Raw genomic sequence first — 19,608 nt, forward strand, 5'->3', positions numbered from 1 at the left:
TTACAGGGACAGCTTTATGAAAAAAATTGATTAAATTTTATGGTTTGATGATCTTTGCTCATGAATTGATTTAGGCAACGTTTGGAAGAAGCACTGCGAGATATATTTTGGCTGGATGAACGCCCAATTTGCGAAGGCTGCATCGTCATCGGTGATGCTCGGGATCTAGTGCTAGGCAAGCGCAACGAATAGACAATGCATGAGGGAAACTATTTGATCAGTGAAAAATAACCATTTCTACTCATGCAATAAGCTCATTAAGCTGATTTGCAATCAGTCACGAAAACAGAATATTTAGGTTTGTTTATGAGTAACGTTTCCGCATCCTACCCAATCGTTTCTTACCCTTGTCAGGTTGTTAAGTTGGCTCCTTTGAGTACCGGCTCTATTGATACAGGAACCTTTGATATTGAGCTGCAATCGCCAGCAGGTACAAAGCTTAACTATCATGCAGGACAGTATCTGCAGCTCGATTTAGATGTTAATGGCGATGGTCAGCTACAAACGCTCTCCTACACAATTGCCAGCAGCCCAGATTCAGAAAACCCTCGCCGCCTACAACTGTTTATCCAAAACGGTAGTGAGTTTGCAGATAAGGTTTTGAACTGCCTATCTCAACATTTAGAAAACCAAACATCCCTGAATGTAACGCTAGCAATGGGTAAAGCCTTTTTACAGACTGACCTTACTCAGCCTCACCTATTAATCGCTGCAAGCTCTGGCATATCGAAAATTAAAAGCATCACCGAAGAGATACTAAGACGTAAACCCGATGCTGAGGTGAATATTTACTGGTCGAACAAACGGATCGAAGAGTTCTATCTGCTAGAGCAGTTCCAAGCTTGGGCGGATCAAAATGCGAACCTGAGTTTCACACCGATTCTCGAATCGCCAAACGCCAACTGGAACGGCCGTACTGGCTTTATCTACGAAGTGGTCAGCAAAGATGACGAAGCACTGGAGAGTACGCAAACATATCTCTGCGGCTCCCCCAATATGGTTTACGGCACTATCGATCAGCTGGAGTCGAAAGGACTTAAGGAAGAGAACTGCTATTCAGACGTGTTTGAGTTTGCGCCAAGGGGTCAGAAGGCTGCTATTTGAAGCGCTGATTAAGTAGAGGAAAAAGTGTAATAGCTTTGCTATTACACTGCTTAAGCATTTCTGACAAACTGGAACAGTTCTTCCTGTGGGAGAGGCTTACTGAATAGGTAACCCTGGCCGTAATCGCAGCCGAGATCTTTAAGTAGCTGGCACTGTTCTTCTGTTTCAACACCTTCAGCTATAGTTTTTAAACCAAGGTTTTTAGCCATCTGAATAATGGTTTTAACCAGAATATAATCCTCACCCTGCTCTTTCATATCTCTAACAAAAGACTGGTCGATCTTCAGATAATCAAAAGGGTAATGCTTCAGATAACCCAAAGATGAAAAACCAGTGCCAAAATCATCAAGCGCCAATGAGAACCCCTGATTCTTGATGTGATTAAGCTGCTCCAGTGCCTCACCAGGTGACTCAATCATCAGGCTTTCGGTTATTTCGATACAGACCAAATCAGGGCTCAAATCGTGTTTGGTTACGATATCTCCGGTCGAAGCCCGCTCTCCTTTACTGAAGTTGAACTCACCCGGCGAACGATTAACCGTGACGCCTACAGGGTTCTTTTGCTCGCGACTCAATTCAGAATTTAACTGAGCAAAAATCTGAACAGAGCGGTTGAATATCAATTCACCTAACTTCTGTATAAGCCCAGTTGATTCTGCTATTGGAATAAATTCGGCTGGGGAAACCTGACCTAACTGCTCATCAGTCCAGCGAGCCAATGCTTCACAGTGATGAACTGACATATCTTTCAGATTAATGATCGGCTGGAAATACGGCTCAATCATCCCTTCAGAGATCGCTTTATAGAGTCTATTTTCTACCCTGTCGTGGCGACGGGCCTGCTCTTCAAACTCCTGACTATAAAAACTATAACCACCACGGTAATGCTGTTTCGCAAAACGTAGTGCTTTGTGGGCATTACGCATTAGAGACTCAAGATCTTCGGCGTCTTCACCCAAGATACTAATACCCACAGAGCAGGAAGGTGAGATATCACCTAATTCAGTGTGAATATTCTCCGTAAATAACTGTAAAGTACGTTTAATTTGTTTTTCCAGACGATGGAAGCTGTCGTAACCCGCCAGCAATGCGAAGTCATCACCGCCGAGGCGGGCCAGTAGATCACTGTCACGGGTCTGGCCTTTGAGTTTCTCACCAATGGTCTTAACAACCATATCTCCAACGATATGCCCGTATGAAGAGTTCACCATATTCAGGTTATCAATATTCATACGAATCAGGGCAATATGCTGGCTCGCCCTTTTAGCCACTGCGATCGCTTTATTGGCATGATCGTGGAATTCAAAGCTATTACTCAACCCAGTCAAGTAGTCATGGGTAGCCTGGTGATAAAGCTGCTCCTGTAACTCTTTCTCAGAACTGATATCCCTAAAACTGGAGATAAAGTTGGATATTCCACCCTGATCATTTTTAACCAGAGTAATTGAACTCCAGACCGGATAAGTTTCACCATTTTTGCGCCGATTCCACAACTCACCCTGCCATATGCCTTTTGTGTAGAGATCCTGCCACATCCCATTGTAGAAAGATTTCGGTTGTAGCCCTGAACTTAACATACTTGGGTTATTACCGATCAGCTCTTCCCGACTGTAACCACACGCCCTTTCAAAAGCAGTGTTTACTTCAAGAATATTGTTGTTTTCGTCAGAGACCAGAAGTCCCTCATTGGTATGCTCAAACACTCGATGAGAAAGATCTAACTGCTGATTTTTCTTTTGCAAAAGAGAGATTTGCTTCTGCAGTTCCCGCTCCCAGAGGCTACGTTCCAATTCAGCAGAAGCCCGAATGGCGAAAAGATCAAAAATGCCCAGAATATCATCACTGGCCTGATCCTTTTGCTTAAACATCGCAACCAATAAACCTATAGGTTGTCCCTCAGCACTTTTCAGACTTTTGCCGACATAACCTTCCAAACCAAAGTCATCCAGCATTTTGTCGCCAGGGAAAAGAGTTGCAATTTCACGGGGATAAACACATATGCCGCCACTGTAAACTTTATCGCAAGGTGTCCCCTCTAAATCATAAGAGAGTTTGTCACCTAACTGTCCTTCGCACCATAAGGAGACAGTATTTGCTTGGTGGGACACAAGGTCCAGCTCACCAATCAGAACATAATCAGCATCAATCAATTGGGCGAGACTGGTGACCAAGACATCAAAATACTGATGACCACTATGCTCATTTACCAGCTTCAACGCTGCATCAATAGATTGATCAAGTTTTAAACTCATACTTCGGATATTCTCACTTAACTGAGTTTGTCCCTGAGTACTTTAAATTGCCCCATTCGTCCTGATTGATGGCTTTGCTATATCAAGGATAGCCTTTTATAAAATAACCGACGAATTAATGCTCGCTTCTGGCTGGTTGAAGAAAGAAAGCAAATTCTTACTCTAGGCTAAGCGACGTTCTGACACAAAAAAAGCAGCCTAAAGGCTGCTTTCGCTCAATAAATCCGTTGTTTACCCCACTACTTCCCCAACATCCCATTCAGTTCAGGAATACAGGAGCCACAGTTCGTACCGCACTTAAGCTTGTTGCCTAGTGCATCGAGTGAGTTACATCCCTGTTGGATCGCATCTTCGATGGCGTGGCTACCTACTTGGTAACAGCTACAGATGATCTCGCCCGGATCTTCCAGTTCGCAGCCGGTTACGCTGAGTAGGAAGCGGCGTTGATCCATATTCACTTCGGTTTCGGCAAATAGTTGCTCCAACCACAAGGTCGATGGGATCTGGCCATAAGGCATACGGAAGAAGGCCCACTCAAGCTGCTCGCCATTTAGACCCGCAGCGCGGAAGCTATTTTGGTTAGCATCTTCCAACCAGATATCGATTTCACCAAACTGTTCCTGACACCAGCTACGCATATCTTCGATTTTGTTGCTGTCTGCCAGATAGTAGAGCGATGCACTCTCTTTGGGCACGCGAGACCAGTACTCAACAGGCAGTGCATCATCGAGGGGTTTGCGGGTAATTAACCAACCTTCCCAAGCGGGGTTATATGGCTCGACATTTACCACCGCATGTTTACCTTCTGGCTGACCCGAGAAAGGATCGACCGCCGGTTGAACCAGCGCACCCATGCGCGCCTTGGCACTGAACTGTTTGTTCCAGTGCATAGGCACAAAGATCTCACCACGGCGCTGATCGGTATCGACGATACGGGCACGGCCTATATATTCCGCCTGTATGTTTTTAAGTTTAACGAGCTCAGATTCTTTGATATTCAGTTTTTCCGCGTCCTCTCTGTTGAGCTCAACAAAGGGTTCTTCGCGGTGTTGAAAAAGACGGCTGGTACGCCCTGTATGGGTCATTGTGTGCCACTGGTCACGAATACGGCCGGTATTCATAACAAAAGGCATTTCGTCACAAGGCTGCTGTAGCGGGTCGTGTGGATCGACCGTTATAAACTGTGCCTTACCCGATGGCGTAAAGAACTTACCGTCAGCAAATAGACGCGCGGTGCCATAAGGCGCGGCATCGGTTACCGGCCACTGTTGTGGTTTCAGGGCATCGTAGCTTTTCAGATCCAGATCTTGCAGTTGGCTGATATCAAAGGCGCGGCTGCCGTTGTTTTCAAAACCCGATAACTCTGCATGTTCTTTAAAGATCTCGTATGGGTGGTCGTAGGTGAAGGCCTGCTCATAGCCCATACGTTTTGCCACTTCGCTGATAATCCACCAATCCGGTTTAGCATCGCCTGATGGCGGCAGTAAGCTGCGCTGACGGGAGATACGACGCTCAGAGTTAGTTACAGTACCGTTTTTCTCACTCCAACCCGTCGCCGGTAAACATACATTGGCAAGGGCAACCGTATCTGTATGCGCCATACAGTCAGATACCACCACCAACGGACATTGTTTCAGGCTGCGAACCACTTGATCAGCATTGGGCAGACTTACCGCAGGGTTGGTACCCATAATCCAGATCGCTTTTACTTTGCCCTGTTCAATCGCTTCGAACAGATCCACCGCTTTATAACCGGCGCTGGTCGCAACATTATCGCTGCCCCAGAAACGTCCTACACGGTCGACCGCCTCTGGCGAATTGAGCTCCATATGCGCGGCAAGCTGGTTCGCTAAGCCACCTACTTCGCGACCGCCCATTGCGTTTGGCTGCCCAGTGATAGAGAACGGTCCTGCACCCTCCTTACCTAGACGACCCGTCGCAAGGTGACAGTTAATAATGGCATTGGAGTTATCGGTTCCGCTGGCGGACTGGTTCACCCCTTGCGAGTAGAAAGTCACAACTTTTTCAGTTTTGGCGTACCACTCAAAGAAGGTGCGCAATTGCATGATAGGCAGATCACAAGCTTTAGCCACGCTATCAACATCAGGGAAAGTAAGCTCGGCATTAGCACAGGCATCAGCATAACCTTCAGTGAAGTTAGCAATATATTCGTAATCAAGATGATCGTGGCACGCTAAGTAAGAAAGCAAACCGGTAAACAGAGAGCTGTCGGTTTCGGCTTTGAGCTGAATATGCAGATCGGCGATATCACAAGTCGCGGTGCGACGTGGGTCTACCACTACAATTTTCAGATTAGGATTCTTAGCTTTTGCCGCTTTCATGCGTTGGAACAGAATTGGATGGTTCCACGCAGCATTTGAACCGGTGATGATGATCAGCTCGGCTAGCTCTAGATCTTCATAGCAGCAAGGAACAGCATCGGCACCAAAAGCGCGCTTATAACCTGCTACGGCTGATGACATACAAAGGCGCGAGTTGGTATCGACATTGGCCGTGCCGACAAAGCCTTTCATCAGTTTGTTGGCAATATAGTAATCTTCGGTAAGGAGCTGGCCGGAGAGATAAAAGGCCACAGAATCGGGCCCGTGCTCCATTACGGTGCGTTTGAAACCTTCCGCGACTGTTTCAAGAGCACTGTCCCACTCAACAATTTCGCCATCGACGACTGGGTTTAGTAAGCGCCCTTCAGCCCCTAGTACCTCGTTTAAAGAGGAGCCTTTTACGCATAATCGGCCAAAATTAGCGGGGTGTTCTTCGTTACCCTTTACTGCAACTACGCAATCGTCAGCAATTTCGGCCTTTACACCGCAGCCCACGCCGCAGTAAGGACAGGTCGTTGTCGTTTGCATCTTTACCTCCAATAAAACTATCCAAGAGCAACGTAAATATTTGGCTTACTGGTCAGTTTTTTGGAATGCAGGCACCTGCATACCCTAAACTGAAGACAGAGTAAGCACGCACCGTTGCGCATCAAAATGTATTGCTCCTAGTACAGCAAAGCGCGTGCCATAAAGCGCCCGAATAACCATGGAACAAATATTGCTTTATGACAGGCTATCCAATTCCGGAACTGGATTAATGAGTAAAGTAAACTGTTTAAACGTGCTGTTGATCGATGACGAGCCCATTCGTGTGAATGCGCTTGAGAAGGCGTTAAATACGCTGGGGCACCATGTTGTCTGTCATCTACCTAACACCACTGATCTAAATAAGCATGTCGAGGAGAACCACCCCGACATAGTCATTATAGATATGGATTCACCCAACCGTGACACGTTGGAAAGTATGGCGACGATGAGCCAGAACAATCCACGCCCGATCGTCTTCTTTGCGGAACAACAGAACGACCGCAGGACGATGGCCGAAGCAATCAACGCCGGTGTCAGCGCTTATATAGCCGACGGCCTTCAACCAGACCGCGTAAAAGCGATTATGGATACGGCGATTGCTCATTTCGATGCTCACAGTTTATTACGTGAAGAGTTGGAGAAAACCAGAAACCAACTGGCAGAGCGCAAAACCATAGAGAAAGCTAAAGGCATGCTGATGAAGCATCAAGGCTGCGATGAAGAACAGGCATATCAAACCCTGCGCAAGCTTGCGATGGACCGAGGCCAGAAAATTCCCGATGTGGCACGAAATGTGATTGAAGTTTTACAACTGGCGAACGGCCTGAGTAAGTAAAAGAGATAGGAGCTGATATGTCAGATGCACTGACACTAGAAAAAACTGACCTGAAACTAGGTTTTGTGGCACTGCTCGATTGTACCCCTTTGGTTGTTGCGCGCGAGAAAGGCTTTTTTAAGAAACATGGTTTGAATGTCATCCTGAGTAAAGAGTCCTCTTGGGCCTCTATTCGCGACAAAGTAAGTTTTGGATTATTTGATGCAGCCCACATGCTGGCACCGATGCCGCTGGCTGCAACATTGGGCTTAAACGGTAACCCGACACCGATGATGACGGCGTTGTCCCTAAGCCAGAACGGTACGGCGATCACCCTATCGCAAGAACTTTATATGGCACTGTCCAATAAGATCTCTGATTGGGATGACAGTGAGCAGGTCGGCCAACAGTTTAAAAAGCTGATCCAACACAGCGGACGCAAACCGGTTATCGCAACCGTTTACCCCTACTCAAACCATCACTACCAACTACGCTTCTGGTTAAACCAGAACAACATCAATACCGAAGAGGATGTGCAGCTGGTCGCGGTACCACCGACCAAAATGCTAGATAACCTTTCCACCGGTTTGATTGATGGTTACTGCGTAGGTGAACCTTGGAATAGCTTAGCTTTAGTGCAACAGATTGGTGGCCTTGTAAGTACCGGCCATAAGATTTGGGGCTCCCATATGGAGAAAGTGCTGGGCGTCACGCAACAGTGGGCTGATCAACACCCAAATACCCACCGCGCTTTAATTAAAGCACTCCACGAAGCCTGCCTATGGGCAGAAGATCCAAACAATCAGGCTGAGATATTAAAACTACTCGCACTGCCACCTTATTTAGATCAAGCAGCAGAGCAACTATCTAAGTTCACTCCACCCTATTCGATGGAGCAGCATTTCTCTGGTGAGAATGTGAACTGCCCAGATCCTGATCATGGGCTTTTCCTAATCGATCAGATGCGTAAGTGTGGCCAGATCGGCGAGCAGCTATTTGATCAAGATGAGATCGTTCACAATGTCTATCGCAAAGATCTATATCACGACTGGATAGGCGCTTAAATCTAAATTGAAAAGCACGGGCTCAGTTCATAAGAACTGAGCTTTTTTCTCTAAAAAGCTCCGAGCCTAAAACACGCCCTTCTATTGATAACCTTTGTTCCATTTAAAGCCCCTTTTTAAACCTTTCGCCCCAAAACAAACTTCACTTGCCCCATTTTTGCTCTCGCACTTTTGCACCAACTTAATGACCAAAAGCCCCATTGTGCACCGCAACAAATCACAACCAAAACTTACATAAGCACACAGCATAAACATAACTCATTGTTTTTACTGGATTTAAAAAACTCTGGCACAGCATCTGCTCTATTAGATAACAAATGAGTGCACCAATGGCGGTGCACTCTAAAAGTTAAACATGACCCAGAAGGTCACAAAATTTGAAACTAGGCAAAGGCGCCTCGGCTGATCACAGTGATGTGATCATGTTCGGCGCCTTTTTGTTTTTAAGATTGGGAGAACGATCCATGCTTAAGAAGAAAAAGGCTCTACTAAGTAAAGTTATCAGCGGTGCAGTTTTAGCTGCATCATTAATTACCGTCCCTGCATGGGCAGCAATTGGTGAGCCTGAAAAAGAAGATCTGAAGTTTGGTTTTATCAAACTGACAGATATGGCTCCTCTAGCGGTTGCATACGAAAAAGGCTTCTTTGAAGATGAAGGCCTATACGTAACGCTAGAAGCGCAAGCAAACTGGAAAGTTCTTCTCGACCGTGTCATTGACGGTCAGCTTGATGGCGCACACATGCTTGCAGGTCAACCGCTAGGTGCCACTATCGGTTTCGGTACGCAGTCTCACATCATCACTGCATTCTCTATGGACCTTAACGGTAACGCGATCACTGTATCTAACGATATTTGGGATCAGATGAAAGAGTATGTGCCTAAACAAGCTGATGGCAAACCAGTTCACCCGATCAAAGCCGATGCGCTAAAACCTGTTGTTGAGAAATATAAAGACGAAGGTAAGCCATTTAACATGGGTATGGTATTCCCAGTATCTACCCACAACTATGAGCTACGTTACTGGCTAGCGGCGGGTGGTATCCACCCAGGTTACTACGCACCGCATAACGGTGATACATCCGGTACGATCGATGCCGATGCCCTACTATCTGTAACACCGCCACCACAGATGCCAGCAACAATGGAAGCAGGCACGATCTACGGTTACTGCGTAGGTGAGCCATGGAACCAGCAGGCTGTATTTAAAGGTATTGGTGTACCTGTAGTCACTGACTACGAGATTTGGAAAAACAACCCAGAGAAAGTATTTGGTGTATCTAAAGCATGGGCGGATGAAAACCCGAATACTCACCTTCGTGTTGTTAAAGCGATGATCCGTGCAGCGAAATGGTTGGACGATAACAACAATGCGAACCGCCCAGAAGCAGTAAAAATCTTGTCTCAGCCTAACTATGTAGGTGCGGACTACGACGTTATTGCTAACTCAATGACAGGTACATTTGAGTACGAAAAAGGCGATAAGCGTGAAGTGCCAGACTTCAACGTATTCTTCCGTTACAACGCGACTTACCCGTACTACTCCGATGCGATCTGGTACCTAACTCAGATGCGTCGTTGGGGTCAGATCTCTGAACCTAAGTCTGACCAGTGGTTCATGGATATCGCGAAGAAAGTTTACCGTCCTGATATCTACGCTACAGCAGCTAAAGAGTTGATCGAAGAAGGTAAGATGACGCCGGACATGTTCCCAGACTTCAACACTGAAGATGGTTTCCGTGCTCCGCAGACTCACTTTATCGACAACATCACTTACGACGGTAAGAAGCCAAACGATTACCTGAAGAAGTTCAACATTGGTCTGAAACCAGAACAGAAAATCTAATCTGACTGGTTCAGCATATTCCTCCCCCTAGGTATTGGGGGAGGAATTCAGGTCAACGAGGGAGTAGCAAGTTATGAGTAATACATCCGCACTATCAGGCATCAGTGCCTTTTTTGAAAACCCGAAAGACAATCTACAGAAGTTCAGCAAAACCCTTCTGGTACCTCTGGTTGGTCTACTAATTTTCCTTTTCGTGTGGGAGATCGGCGCGAAAAGCATTAATACATCCTTGGGCGCGTTTCCTGGCCCAATGGCAGTGTATGAACAAACCATCAATCTGGTAAACGATCACCAGAATGAACGAAATAAAGAAGCTGCTTTCTATGAGCGCCAAGAGAAGCGTAACGCTAAGAAGCTAGAAAAAGACCCGAACGCTAAAGTAAAAATCCGTCCTTACACAGGCAACCCGACCTTCTTTGATCAGATAGGCACGAGCCTAGTAACGGTATTGTCAGGCTTTATTCTGGCATCCCTGATCGCTATCCCTGCGGGTATCGTAATCGGCTTAAACAATACTCTTTACTCTGCACTGAACCCGTTGATTCAGTTGTTTAAACCGGTATCACCACTGGCATGGTTGCCACTGGTGACTATGGTTGTCAGTGCGGTTTATGTCAGCAAGGACCCAATGTTTGCTAAGTCCTTTGTGACATCTCTAATCACTGTATCTCTATGTAGTTTGTGGCCAACACTGCTTAACACAGCGGTAGGTGTATCTAGCATCAGTAAAGATCTGCAGAACGTATCTCAGGTACTACGTCTGAGCTGGTTCGCCCATGTCACCAAAATTGTACTGCCCTCCTCTATCCCAATGATCTTCACAGGTTTGCGTCTATCGCTGGGTATCGCGTGGATGGTATTGATCGCCGCAGAGATGCTGGCGCAAAACCCAGGTCTAGGTAAGTTTGTTTGGGATGAGTTCCAGAACGGTAGCTCCAGCTCCCTAGGCCGAATCATGGTAGCCGTGCTTGTGATTGGTCTAATCGGCTTCATGCTAGACCGCGTTATGTTGTTCCTACAGAAGAAAGTGTCTTGGGATAAGACTGCGGTACTTAGATAAGTAAGGCGTTAAAAGCAAAACGTTACATAGGACGTTAACAGAATTTAAAGCCTGAGAGGCCAAGCCTCTCAGCAGGAGAATTATCATGACTCAGCCTCCAAAGCATTTAGAACTAACAAAAGTAGATATTGATTTCCCAACCCCTAATGGCCCATTTAAAGCGCTACAGGATGTGAACTTAACCATCAATAAAGGTGAGTTTGTCTCGCTAATCGGCCACTCAGGTTGTGGTAAATCAACTGTACTGAATATCGTTGCAGGCCTTTATCAAGCGACTAAAGGTGGTTGCCTACTTGATGGTAAAGAGGTCAACGCACCGGGCCCTGAACGTGCAGTGGTTTTCCAGAACCACTCCCTATTACCTTGGTTAAGCGCTTACGAAAACGTTGAGCTAGCCGTGAAACAGGTTTTCGGTAAGCAGAAATCAAAAGCCGAGATGCGCGAGTGGATTGAGCACAACCTATCGCTCGTACACATGGATCACGCAATGGACAAACGTCCTGATGAGATCTCCGGTGGTATGAAGCAGCGTGTCGGTATCGCCCGTGCCCTAGCAATGGAACCGACCGTAATGCTGATGGATGAGCCATTTGGTGCCTTGGACGCCCTCACCCGTGCTCATCTGCAAGACTCTCTGATGGAGATCCAAAAAGATCTCAACAACACCGTGATCATGATTACCCACGATGTCGATGAAGCAGTACTGCTTTCTGACCGTATCGTGATGATGACCAATGGCCCAGCTGCGACTGTCGGTGAGATTCTTGATATCGACCTGCCGCGTCCACGTGACCGTATCGCATTGGCGGATGACCCACAGTACAACCACTATCGTCATGAAGTGCTGACCTTCCTATACGAGAAGCAGCGCAAACCTGACAGTGCTGAATCCGCACCAAAAGAGGATAAAAAGCAAGATCTGGCACAGGATGTGCAAGATGATAAAGCAGAAAGCGAGGAACAAGCTGCTTAAGCACTGAAACCCTACATTTCAACGGTGAATTCTAGGATTTAGTCAGACTAAAGCAGTGCATAGCTAAAAAAGCGCACCAACAAGGCGCACCTTATTAGCTAGTCTGAATGCTCCAACGATGGGGCGATAAATCCTCGCATAGAATCGAACAAAGGCGTTCATACCTCTCTCCCTAACCTACCACCCAAGGTTAAGGACAGGGGTCTGAACGCCTTTTTTATTGCTTTTAAAACCTTACGAGGGCCCTAATTATGAACGACTCAGGAAAGCTAAATATTTTTGCTTTCAGCGGCAAAATGAAGATTTTGCACATGAGCTGGATGGCATTCTTTATTACGTTTTTTGTCTGGTTCAACCATGCTCCACTACTGGGTGCAATTGCCCAATCACTGAGCCTAACGCCAGCTGAAGTAAAAACACTTCTTATTCTTAACGTTGCGCTGACCATTCCTGCGCGCATCATCATCGGTATGCTGACCGATAAATACGGCCCTCGTATCACTTACGCTGCGCTACTGTTTATCGCCAGTATTCCGTGTTTCCTTTTTGCCCTATCTACTGACTTTGCTCAGGCAGCGATTTCACGTTTCCTACTAGGCTTTATCGGTGCGGGCTTCGTAATCGGTATCCGTATGGTAAGTGAGTGGTTCCCTGCAAACGAGCTGGGTACTGCTGAAGGTATCTACGGCGGCTGGGGCAACTTTGGTTCTGCTGCAGGCGCTATGTTGCTACCAACGCTGGCATTGATGTTTGGCGGTGAAGACGGCTGGCGCTATGCTGTTGGTCTAACAGGCCTAATGAGCCTTGGCTTCAGCTTTATCTGGTACAAAAACGTATCTGATACACCAAAAGGTTCTACTTACTTCAAGCCGAAGAAGATTGGTGGCATGGAAGTAACCAGCAAAGGTGACTTCGTCTTCATGCTAATCATGAAGCTGCCAATGTATGCTGCTCTTTCTCTGCTAACGTGGAAGCTTTCTCCTGCAGGCGTATCTATCCTTTCTGATATGGCTGCTGTTGCGATCTACGTGAGCTTAGGCGCGATCCTTGTTTACGATTGTGTAAGTGCATACAAAGTAAACAAAGAGATCTTTGAGAAGCCAGTTCCAGAAGTTGAGCAGTACAAATTCAAACAGGTTGCGGTACTAAACGTTCTTTACTTCGCGACATTCGGTTCTGAACTAGCGGTTGTGTCTATGCTGCCACTGTTCTTCTCTGAAGTATTCGAACTAGATATGGTTTACGCAGGTCTTCTAGCCTCTGCTTACGCATTCATGAACCTAATGTCTCGCCCAGGTGGTGGTTGGATCAGTGACCGTTTTGGTCGTAAGAAAACGCTATTGATCCTAACAGCGGGTTTGGCTGCAGGTTATGCAACTATGTCTATGATTGATAGCACATGGCCACTATTCCTAGCCGTTGCTGCTGCGATGGCGTGCTCTTTCTTTGTACAGGCGGGCGAAGGTGCTGTATTCGCGGTTGTACCACTGATCAAGCGTCGCCTGACTGGTCAGATTGCAGGTATGACAGGTGCTTACGGTAACGTAGGTGCAGTGTTCTATCTAACTGTACTATCTATGGTCGATTACTCTACTTTCTTCACCGTGATCGCAGTAACTGCTGTACTTGGTTTCTTGGCACTACTACTGCTTGAAGAACCAAAAGGTCACATGGCGGAAGTAAACGAAGACGGTACAGTAGAACTTATTAAAGTTTCATAAACTGTACTCTTTATTGCCCATAGAAAAGGCAACAGGCAAGAGCTCGTAGCAATTTTGCCTTTAAGAGAGAGGCAAAACTCACGCAGCCCAATCTGATTGGGCTGCTTTTCTGATTCTGCGATAGGCATGAATATGAGTAATAAAACGTTATCTATACGCTTTGGCGGTAAATCAATTGCGGGGATCAAACCCGTCAATCAAGATGCGTTTGCCGCTCATATTCCAGACAATGCAGATCGGGAGTTCAAAGGGGCTGCGGCAGTTATTGCCGATGGTGTCAGTAGCTGCGCAGATTCCCATATTGCCAGCCAAACCAGTGTCACCAGTTTTATGCAGGACTATTTCAGTACACCCCATAGTTGGAGTGTACGAAACTCAGTATCCCGCGTAATGACCGCCTTAAACCGCTGGTTGCACAAAGAGAATAACCTTAGCCATCGCGAGCAGGACAATATGCTTTGTACCTTCTCAGCCTTGGTAATTAAGTCCAACACCCTACACATGTTCCATGTGGGAGATTCACGAATCTATCACTTCCAGCAAGGAGAGCTGGAACAGTTGAGCCAGGATCATGTGCGAAAATCGGGTGGGCATAGCTACTTAGCTAGGGCTTTAGGGGGCGACCGCCATTTAGAAGTCGATTATTCCACTCGACCACTTAATGATGGTGACCTCTTGCTGATGACCACCGATGGGGTGCACGACTTTTTAACCCGCGCCGAGATGAAAAAGATTCTCGCGAATGCTTTTTCTGATCCCGAAAAAGCCGCGGATACACTGATTAGCAGTGCTTTAGCTAAAGGCAGTGACGATAACCTCACAGCGCTGATCGTCTGTGTCGATGAACTGCCCGTAAAATCGCTGGAAGAGAGTCACCAACAACTGACTCAGTTGCCTATTCCTCCGGTGATGAAAGTAGGCAATCAGATCGATGGCTATGAAGTACTCGACCTGATTTTTAGTGGGACTCGCAGTCATATGTATCTGGTGAAAGACAGAGAAACTCACCAGCAATACGTACTCAAAGCACCATCGACTAATTTCTCCGATGATTCCTTATACCTGGATGGCTTTATCCGCGAAGAGTGGGTGGGGCAACGGATCGATCATCACCATGTGATGAAAACCTATCCGTGCCGACAGCAAAAGCTGTTTCTCTATTATGTCGGTGAGCACATTCAGGGGATGAATCTGCGCGAGTGGATGAACGACAATCCCAATCCACCGCTAGATGAGGTGCGCAAACTCGCTAAGCAGATCATTCAAGGGCTAAGAGCGTTCCAACGCGCGGATATGGTGCATCAGGATCTGAAACCCGAAAACATCATGATCAATCAGGATGGACGAGTAAAAATTATCGACTTCGGTACCGCGAAAATAGCCGGTATCGAGGAGATGAGCTCACCTCTGGATAAAGCGATTCCACAAGGTTCGGTAAATTACATCGCACCTGAGTATCTGATGGGAGAATCCGGCAGTTTTAAATCAGATCTGTTCTCTTTTGCTGTCATTATTTACGAGATGATCACCGGTAAACTGCCCTACAAAGAGATGTCCTCCTCTTCGGCAGAGATCAATAATTACGCAGAGCTGGAATATATTCCGGCTCTGCACCATCGCAAAGATCTACCGCTTTGGGTCGAAGGCTGCTTACGTAAAGCGCTGCAACCTAATCCGCGTTTCCGTTATGACGCATTCTCTGAGTTTGAAAAAGATTTCACCCGTCCGAACCATGCACTGGCAGCCAAGATTCAGCACCAGCCGTTATTAGAGAAAAACCCAGTACTAGTATGGAAACTTTTAGCCGGAGTGTTGTTGATCTCCAATTTGGTTCTATTAAGCATGCTGGAATGATCTACGCCCTATTGCAGCGCACCATAACAGGTCACAACAATAGCTTTGTGCTTCAAATTCACACTCTTATTGTGAGCATCAAAAACACCAAAACAAACTAACCATATGTTTTATAAGCATTTTATTTAAATTGGCACACCCCCTGCTATATCTATTGCGTAACAAATATCTGTTGGGGTGATTTTTCTGCAGTTTTAGTTACAAAAATCGGGCTAAGAGAACAAAGGCGTTCTCCATCGGCACTTTCCTGAAGTGCTGAATGGATAACGCCTTTTTTTATTTTTTGACGTTGGGTTTGAGATGAAAAAACGACTAATCATTATTGGCAACGGCATGGCAACAGGCCGACTACTGCAATGCCTGAGCGAATCGGCGGCAGGCCAGTTTGATATTACTGTTTTTGGTGAAGAACCCGGCGGCAGCTATAACCGCGTTTTGTTATCTCACCTACTAAGCGGTGAAGCGCCACTGGAAAATATTATTACGCTGACACAGGAGTGGTATGCGGAACAGGGGATCCAGTTACACAGTGGCGATCCAGTAGAAGTTATTGATCGTGAGAACAAAAAAGTTATTAGCCAATCAGGCATCGAAGTTGAGTATGACCAGTTGGTGATGGCTACAGGCTCTTACCCGACTCGCATACCTCTTCCGGGCCTAGATCTAGATGGTGTGATGAATTTCCGCACCCTGAAAGATGTAGATCGCATGAAAGAGATGGCGAAAAGCCATAAGCATGCGGTTGTGATCGGCGGTGGTTTCTTAGGTCTAGAAGCTGCAGAAGGTCTTCGAGTTTTGGGTATGGATGTCACTGTACTGCAACGTGCACCTTACCTACTAAACAACCAGTTAGATAGCACAGCGGCCGCGATGCTATTGAACTCTCTGGAAGAGCGCGGCCTTAAATTCCGCCTAGATGCGATTACCGATGCCATCGTTGGCGACGGACATGTGCAAGCAGTTCATATGTCTGACGGCGAGAAACTAAAAGCTGATCTGGTTATTACTGCGATCGGCGTAACGCCTAACAAAGCACTCGCTGAACAGAGCGGCTTAGCCTGTGAGCGTGGCATCTGTGTCAATAACCAGATGCGCACCAGTGATAGCGACATCTTTGCACTGGGTGAGTGCTGCCAGTTTGATCAATTTACTTACGGTCTGGTCGCACCGATTTGGCAACAAGCCGAAATTCTGACCGCAACCCTATTAGAGCAGTCAGCGCAGTATGTTGAAGAAGCGGTTGCTACTCAGCTGAAAATCAGCGGAGTAGAGCTGTTCTCCTGCGGTGACTTAAGCGACGACGAAGACACTGAAACCTTGGTTTATCACGATCTTAAGCTGAACCACTATCGCAAGCTTTGGTTACAAGACAATCGCCTGAAAGGTGCCGTTTTGTATGGCGATGTACGTGAAGGCCAATGGTATTTCGACCAATTAAAGAACAACACAGATTTGAGCGCCTGCAGATCGCAGCTGCTATTTGGCAGCCCTCTTTGCGACGAGGTTATCGAAGAACAAAATATAGGTAATTCCGCTATGACAAGCAGCCCTAAAAAACAGTTAGTCGTTATTGGTAACGGCATGGTAGGACACCACTTTGTCGAAAACTTTGTAACGGGAGAGAGCGCGAATGAATATGACGTTCACATCCTGGCTGAAGAAGATCGCGCAGCGTATGACCGTGTCCATCTTTCTGAATATTTCGGCGGTTCCACGTATCAGGATCTGTGTCTGGTAGAAGATAACTTTTATGAAACTCATAGCGTAAACCTTCACTTGAGCGAAGGTGCAACGCAGATCGATCGCGATGCAAAGCAGGTCATCACAGAACAAGGTACATATCCCTACGACACCTTGGTCTTGGCGACCGGATCTTACCCATTTGTCCCTCCAATTCCGGGTAATGATGGTGATGCCTGCTTTGTTTATCGCACCTTGGAAGATCTAGATAAGATCCAAGCGTGTGCAGAGTCTGCCAAAGTTGGTGTTGTAGTTGGTGGTGGTCTATTGGGCCTAGAAGCAGCAAATGCTTTGAAATCCCTAGGCCTTAAAGCTCACGTAGTTGAATTTGCACCACGCCTAATGCCGGTTCAGTTAGATGAAGATGGCGGCGAGCTACTGAAAAACAAAATTGAAGATCTGGATGTAGATGTTCACTGCAACAAAGCGACAACTGAGATCGTTGCCGGTGAAGAACACACCTACCGCATGAACTTCAGCGACGGTACACACCTTGAAACAGACCTGATCCTGTTCTCTGCGGGTATCCGTCCACAAGATACGCTAGCACGTTCAAGCGACCTAGAGATTGGCGAACGTGGCGGTATCATGGTTAACGATCAGTGCCGTACTTCTGATGAAAACATCTACGCGATTGGTGAATGTGCGCTGTGGAACAACCAGATCTTTGGTTTGGTAGCACCGGGTTACACTATGGCTAAAACAGCTGTAGCTGCGATTGCCGGCGATGACAGTGCCTTTACCGGTGCTGATATGAGTACCAAACTGAAGCTTCTAGGTGTTGATGTAGGCTCTATCGGTGATGCTCACGGTCAGACACCGGGCAGCATCAGCTATCGGTACTCTGATGAAGACGAGCAGGTTTACTACCGTATCGTTGTCTCTGAAGATCGCACTAAACTTCTAGGTGCAGTACTTGTTGGCGATAACAGCAAATATGACACTTTGCTACAATATGCGCTTAACGGTATCGATCTACCAGAAAAACCACAAAGTCTAATCCTGCCATCATTGGATGGTTCGGCTGCACCGGCACTAGGTCCAGATGCCCTACCGGACGAAGCAACGATCTGTTCTTGCCTAAACGTAACTAAAGGTCAGATCTGCTGCTCTATCGATGAAGGCGCTACCTCTGTTGCAGACGTAAAAGATGCCACTAAAGCCGCTTCAGGTTGTGGTGGTTGTGCAGCAATGCTGAAGAGCGTTGTGGATTGCGAATTAGAAAAACGCGGTGTTGAAGTAAATACCGATCTTTGCGAGCACTTTGCATACACCCGTGAAGAGCTTTATCACATCATCCGTGTTGAAGGCATCCGCTCTTTCTCTGAACTACTAGAGAAACACGGTAAGGGCCTAGGTTGTGAGATCTGTAAGCCAACTGCAGGTTCTATTTTGGCGTCTTGCTGGAATGAGCACATCATGGAAGAGCCATTGGTATCTCTACAGGATACAAACGATACCTTTATGGCGAACATGCAGAAGAACGGTACTTACTCCATCGTTCCTCGTGTTGCCGGCGGTGAGATCACACCAGACAAACTAATCGTGTTAGGTCAGGTTGCTAAGAAATATAACCTTTACACCAAAATCACCGGTGGTCAGCGTGTCGACCTATTCGGCGCTCAGCTACACGAACTACCGTTGATCTGGAAAGAACTCGTCGATGCTGGTTTCGAAACAGGTCACGCCTACGGTAAGTCCCTACGTACTGTGAAATCTTGTGTAGGTAGCACCTGGTGCCGCTACGGTGTCAATGACAGTGCTGGCATGGCGATCAAACTTGAGAATCGCTACAAAGGTCTGCGCTCACCTCACAAAATCAAATTTGCTGTTTCTGGCTGTACGCGTGAATGTGCTGAAGCGCAGAGTAAAGATATAGGTGTAATCGCGACTGAAAACGGTTGGAACCTCTATGTTTGCGGTAACGGTGGTATGAAACCTCGTCACGCCGATCTATTTGCGACCGACCTAGATGACGACACACTGATTCGTTACATCGACCGTGTCCTTATGTTCTACGTGAAAACAGCAGACCGTCTACAGCGTACGTCGGTTTGGATGGATAACTTAGAAGGTGGTCTAGATTACCTTCGCGAAGTGGTAATCGATGACAAACTAGAGATTGCCGCTGAACTCGAATCACAAATGAGCCATGTAGTAGAGACCTATCAGTGTGAGTGGAAGTCGACACTAGAAGACGAAGAGAAACTAAAACGTTTCCGTACTTTCGTGAACACTGAAAAACAGGCTGATCCGCAGATCGTTCATATCATGGAACGTGATCAGATCCGTCCGGCATAACTAGCGATTAG

General features: G+C 46.7%; 11 protein-coding genes and 1 pseudogene. 10 read left to right on the plus strand and 2 right to left on the minus strand.

Features of this window, described 5'->3' with window-relative positions; genetic code table 11:
- Positions 1-306 precede the first annotated feature (306 nt).
- Entirely contained in the window at positions 307-1,104 is a 798-nt protein-coding gene (locus tag ACMXYR_RS16390; protein ID WP_415902383.1) for an FAD-binding oxidoreductase, read from the plus strand.
- Positions 1,105-1,154: 50 nt separating this feature from the next.
- On the opposite strand, the gene ACMXYR_RS16395 is transcribed toward ACMXYR_RS16390, so the two are convergent.
- Together ACMXYR_RS16395 and ACMXYR_RS16400 are read right to left on the minus strand one after the other, a co-directional pair.
- Positions 1,155-3,356, minus strand: a complete 2,202-nt coding sequence (locus ACMXYR_RS16395; protein WP_415902384.1) for a putative bifunctional diguanylate cyclase/phosphodiesterase — start codon at positions 3,354-3,356, stop codon at positions 1,155-1,157.
- 239 nt (positions 3,357-3,595) lie between these two features.
- Positions 3,596-6,226: a molybdopterin-dependent oxidoreductase gene (locus tag ACMXYR_RS16400; RefSeq protein WP_415902385.1), complete on the minus strand. Its 2,631-nt coding sequence runs from the start codon at positions 6,224-6,226 to the stop codon at positions 3,596-3,598.
- A gap of 229 nt (positions 6,227-6,455) precedes the next feature.
- Here ACMXYR_RS16400 and ACMXYR_RS16405 point away from each other — a divergent pair, with 229 nt between their 5' ends.
- The 9 genes and pseudogenes from ACMXYR_RS16405 (at position 6,456) to nirB (ending at position 19,597) form a co-directional block, all read left to right on the plus strand.
- Positions 6,456-7,061 (plus strand): ANTAR domain-containing response regulator, encoded by a 606-nt coding sequence (locus ACMXYR_RS16405; RefSeq protein ID WP_415882905.1) that lies wholly within the window; start codon positions 6,456-6,458, stop codon positions 7,059-7,061.
- Between the two features lie 17 nt (positions 7,062-7,078).
- Entirely contained in the window at positions 7,079-8,104 is a 1,026-nt protein-coding gene (locus tag ACMXYR_RS16410; protein ID WP_415902386.1) for a CmpA/NrtA family ABC transporter substrate-binding protein, read from the plus strand.
- A gap of 464 nt (positions 8,105-8,568) precedes the next feature.
- Positions 8,569-9,948, plus strand: coding sequence for a CmpA/NrtA family ABC transporter substrate-binding protein (locus ACMXYR_RS16415; RefSeq protein WP_415886314.1), 1,380 nt, complete (start codon positions 8,569-8,571; stop codon positions 9,946-9,948).
- Positions 9,949-10,021: 73 nt separating this feature from the next.
- Positions 10,022-11,008, plus strand: coding sequence for an ABC transporter permease (locus ACMXYR_RS16420; protein ID WP_415892883.1), 987 nt, complete (start codon positions 10,022-10,024; stop codon positions 11,006-11,008).
- A gap of 85 nt (positions 11,009-11,093) precedes the next feature.
- The gene (locus ACMXYR_RS16425) at positions 11,094-11,981 is read left to right on the plus strand and encodes an ABC transporter ATP-binding protein (protein WP_415902387.1); all 888 of its coding nucleotides are present in this window, start codon (positions 11,094-11,096) and stop codon (positions 11,979-11,981) included.
- Between the two features lie 251 nt (positions 11,982-12,232).
- Positions 12,233-13,702, plus strand: a complete 1,470-nt coding sequence (locus ACMXYR_RS16430) for a NarK family nitrate/nitrite MFS transporter (RefSeq protein ID WP_415899568.1) — start codon at positions 12,233-12,235, stop codon at positions 13,700-13,702.
- Between the two features lie 132 nt (positions 13,703-13,834).
- Positions 13,835-15,556 carry a protein kinase domain-containing protein gene (locus ACMXYR_RS16435; protein WP_415902388.1) on the plus strand — a complete coding sequence of 574 codons (1,722 nt, stop codon included), beginning with the start codon at positions 13,835-13,837 and terminating at the stop codon, positions 15,554-15,556.
- A 333-nt stretch (positions 15,557-15,889) separates the two neighbouring features.
- Positions 15,890-16,942 (plus strand): annotated as a pseudogene (locus tag ACMXYR_RS16440) (NAD(P)/FAD-dependent oxidoreductase); the annotation flags it as partial.
- A 150-nt stretch (positions 16,943-17,092) separates the two neighbouring features.
- The gene (nirB, locus tag ACMXYR_RS16445; RefSeq protein WP_415884692.1) at positions 17,093-19,597 is read left to right on the plus strand and encodes a nitrite reductase large subunit NirB; all 2,505 of its coding nucleotides are present in this window, start codon (positions 17,093-17,095) and stop codon (positions 19,595-19,597) included.
- The last annotated feature ends 11 nt before the right edge of the window (positions 19,598-19,608 follow it).

It is taken from the genome of Neptuniibacter sp. QD29_5 (assembly GCF_047778125.1).
In the GTDB taxonomy this organism is placed as follows: domain Bacteria; phylum Pseudomonadota; class Gammaproteobacteria; order Pseudomonadales; family Balneatricaceae; genus Neptuniibacter.

Excerpts from the sequence above, each read along its gene's own strand:
- ACMXYR_RS16390 (WP_415902383.1), top strand. The coding sequence starts at position 307 with ATGAGTAACGTTTCCGCATCCTACCCAATCGTTTCTTACCCTTGTCAG.
- ACMXYR_RS16395 (WP_415902384.1), bottom strand. The coding sequence starts at position 3,356 with ATGAGTTTAAAACTTGATCAATCTATTGATGCAGCGTTGAAGCTGGTA.
- ACMXYR_RS16400 (WP_415902385.1), bottom strand. The coding sequence starts at position 6,226 with ATGCAAACGACAACGACCTGTCCTTACTGCGGCGTGGGCTGCGGTGTA.
- ACMXYR_RS16405 (WP_415882905.1), top strand. The coding sequence starts at position 6,456 with ATGAGTAAAGTAAACTGTTTAAACGTGCTGTTGATCGATGACGAGCCC.
- ACMXYR_RS16410 (WP_415902386.1), top strand. The coding sequence starts at position 7,079 with ATGTCAGATGCACTGACACTAGAAAAAACTGACCTGAAACTAGGTTTT.
- ACMXYR_RS16415 (WP_415886314.1), top strand. The coding sequence starts at position 8,569 with ATGCTTAAGAAGAAAAAGGCTCTACTAAGTAAAGTTATCAGCGGTGCA.
- ACMXYR_RS16420 (WP_415892883.1), top strand. The coding sequence starts at position 10,022 with ATGAGTAATACATCCGCACTATCAGGCATCAGTGCCTTTTTTGAAAAC.
- ACMXYR_RS16425 (WP_415902387.1), top strand. The coding sequence starts at position 11,094 with ATGACTCAGCCTCCAAAGCATTTAGAACTAACAAAAGTAGATATTGAT.
- ACMXYR_RS16430 (WP_415899568.1), top strand. The coding sequence starts at position 12,233 with ATGAACGACTCAGGAAAGCTAAATATTTTTGCTTTCAGCGGCAAAATG.
- ACMXYR_RS16435 (WP_415902388.1), top strand. The coding sequence starts at position 13,835 with ATGAGTAATAAAACGTTATCTATACGCTTTGGCGGTAAATCAATTGCG.
- nirB (WP_415884692.1), top strand. The coding sequence starts at position 17,093 with ATGACAAGCAGCCCTAAAAAACAGTTAGTCGTTATTGGTAACGGCATG.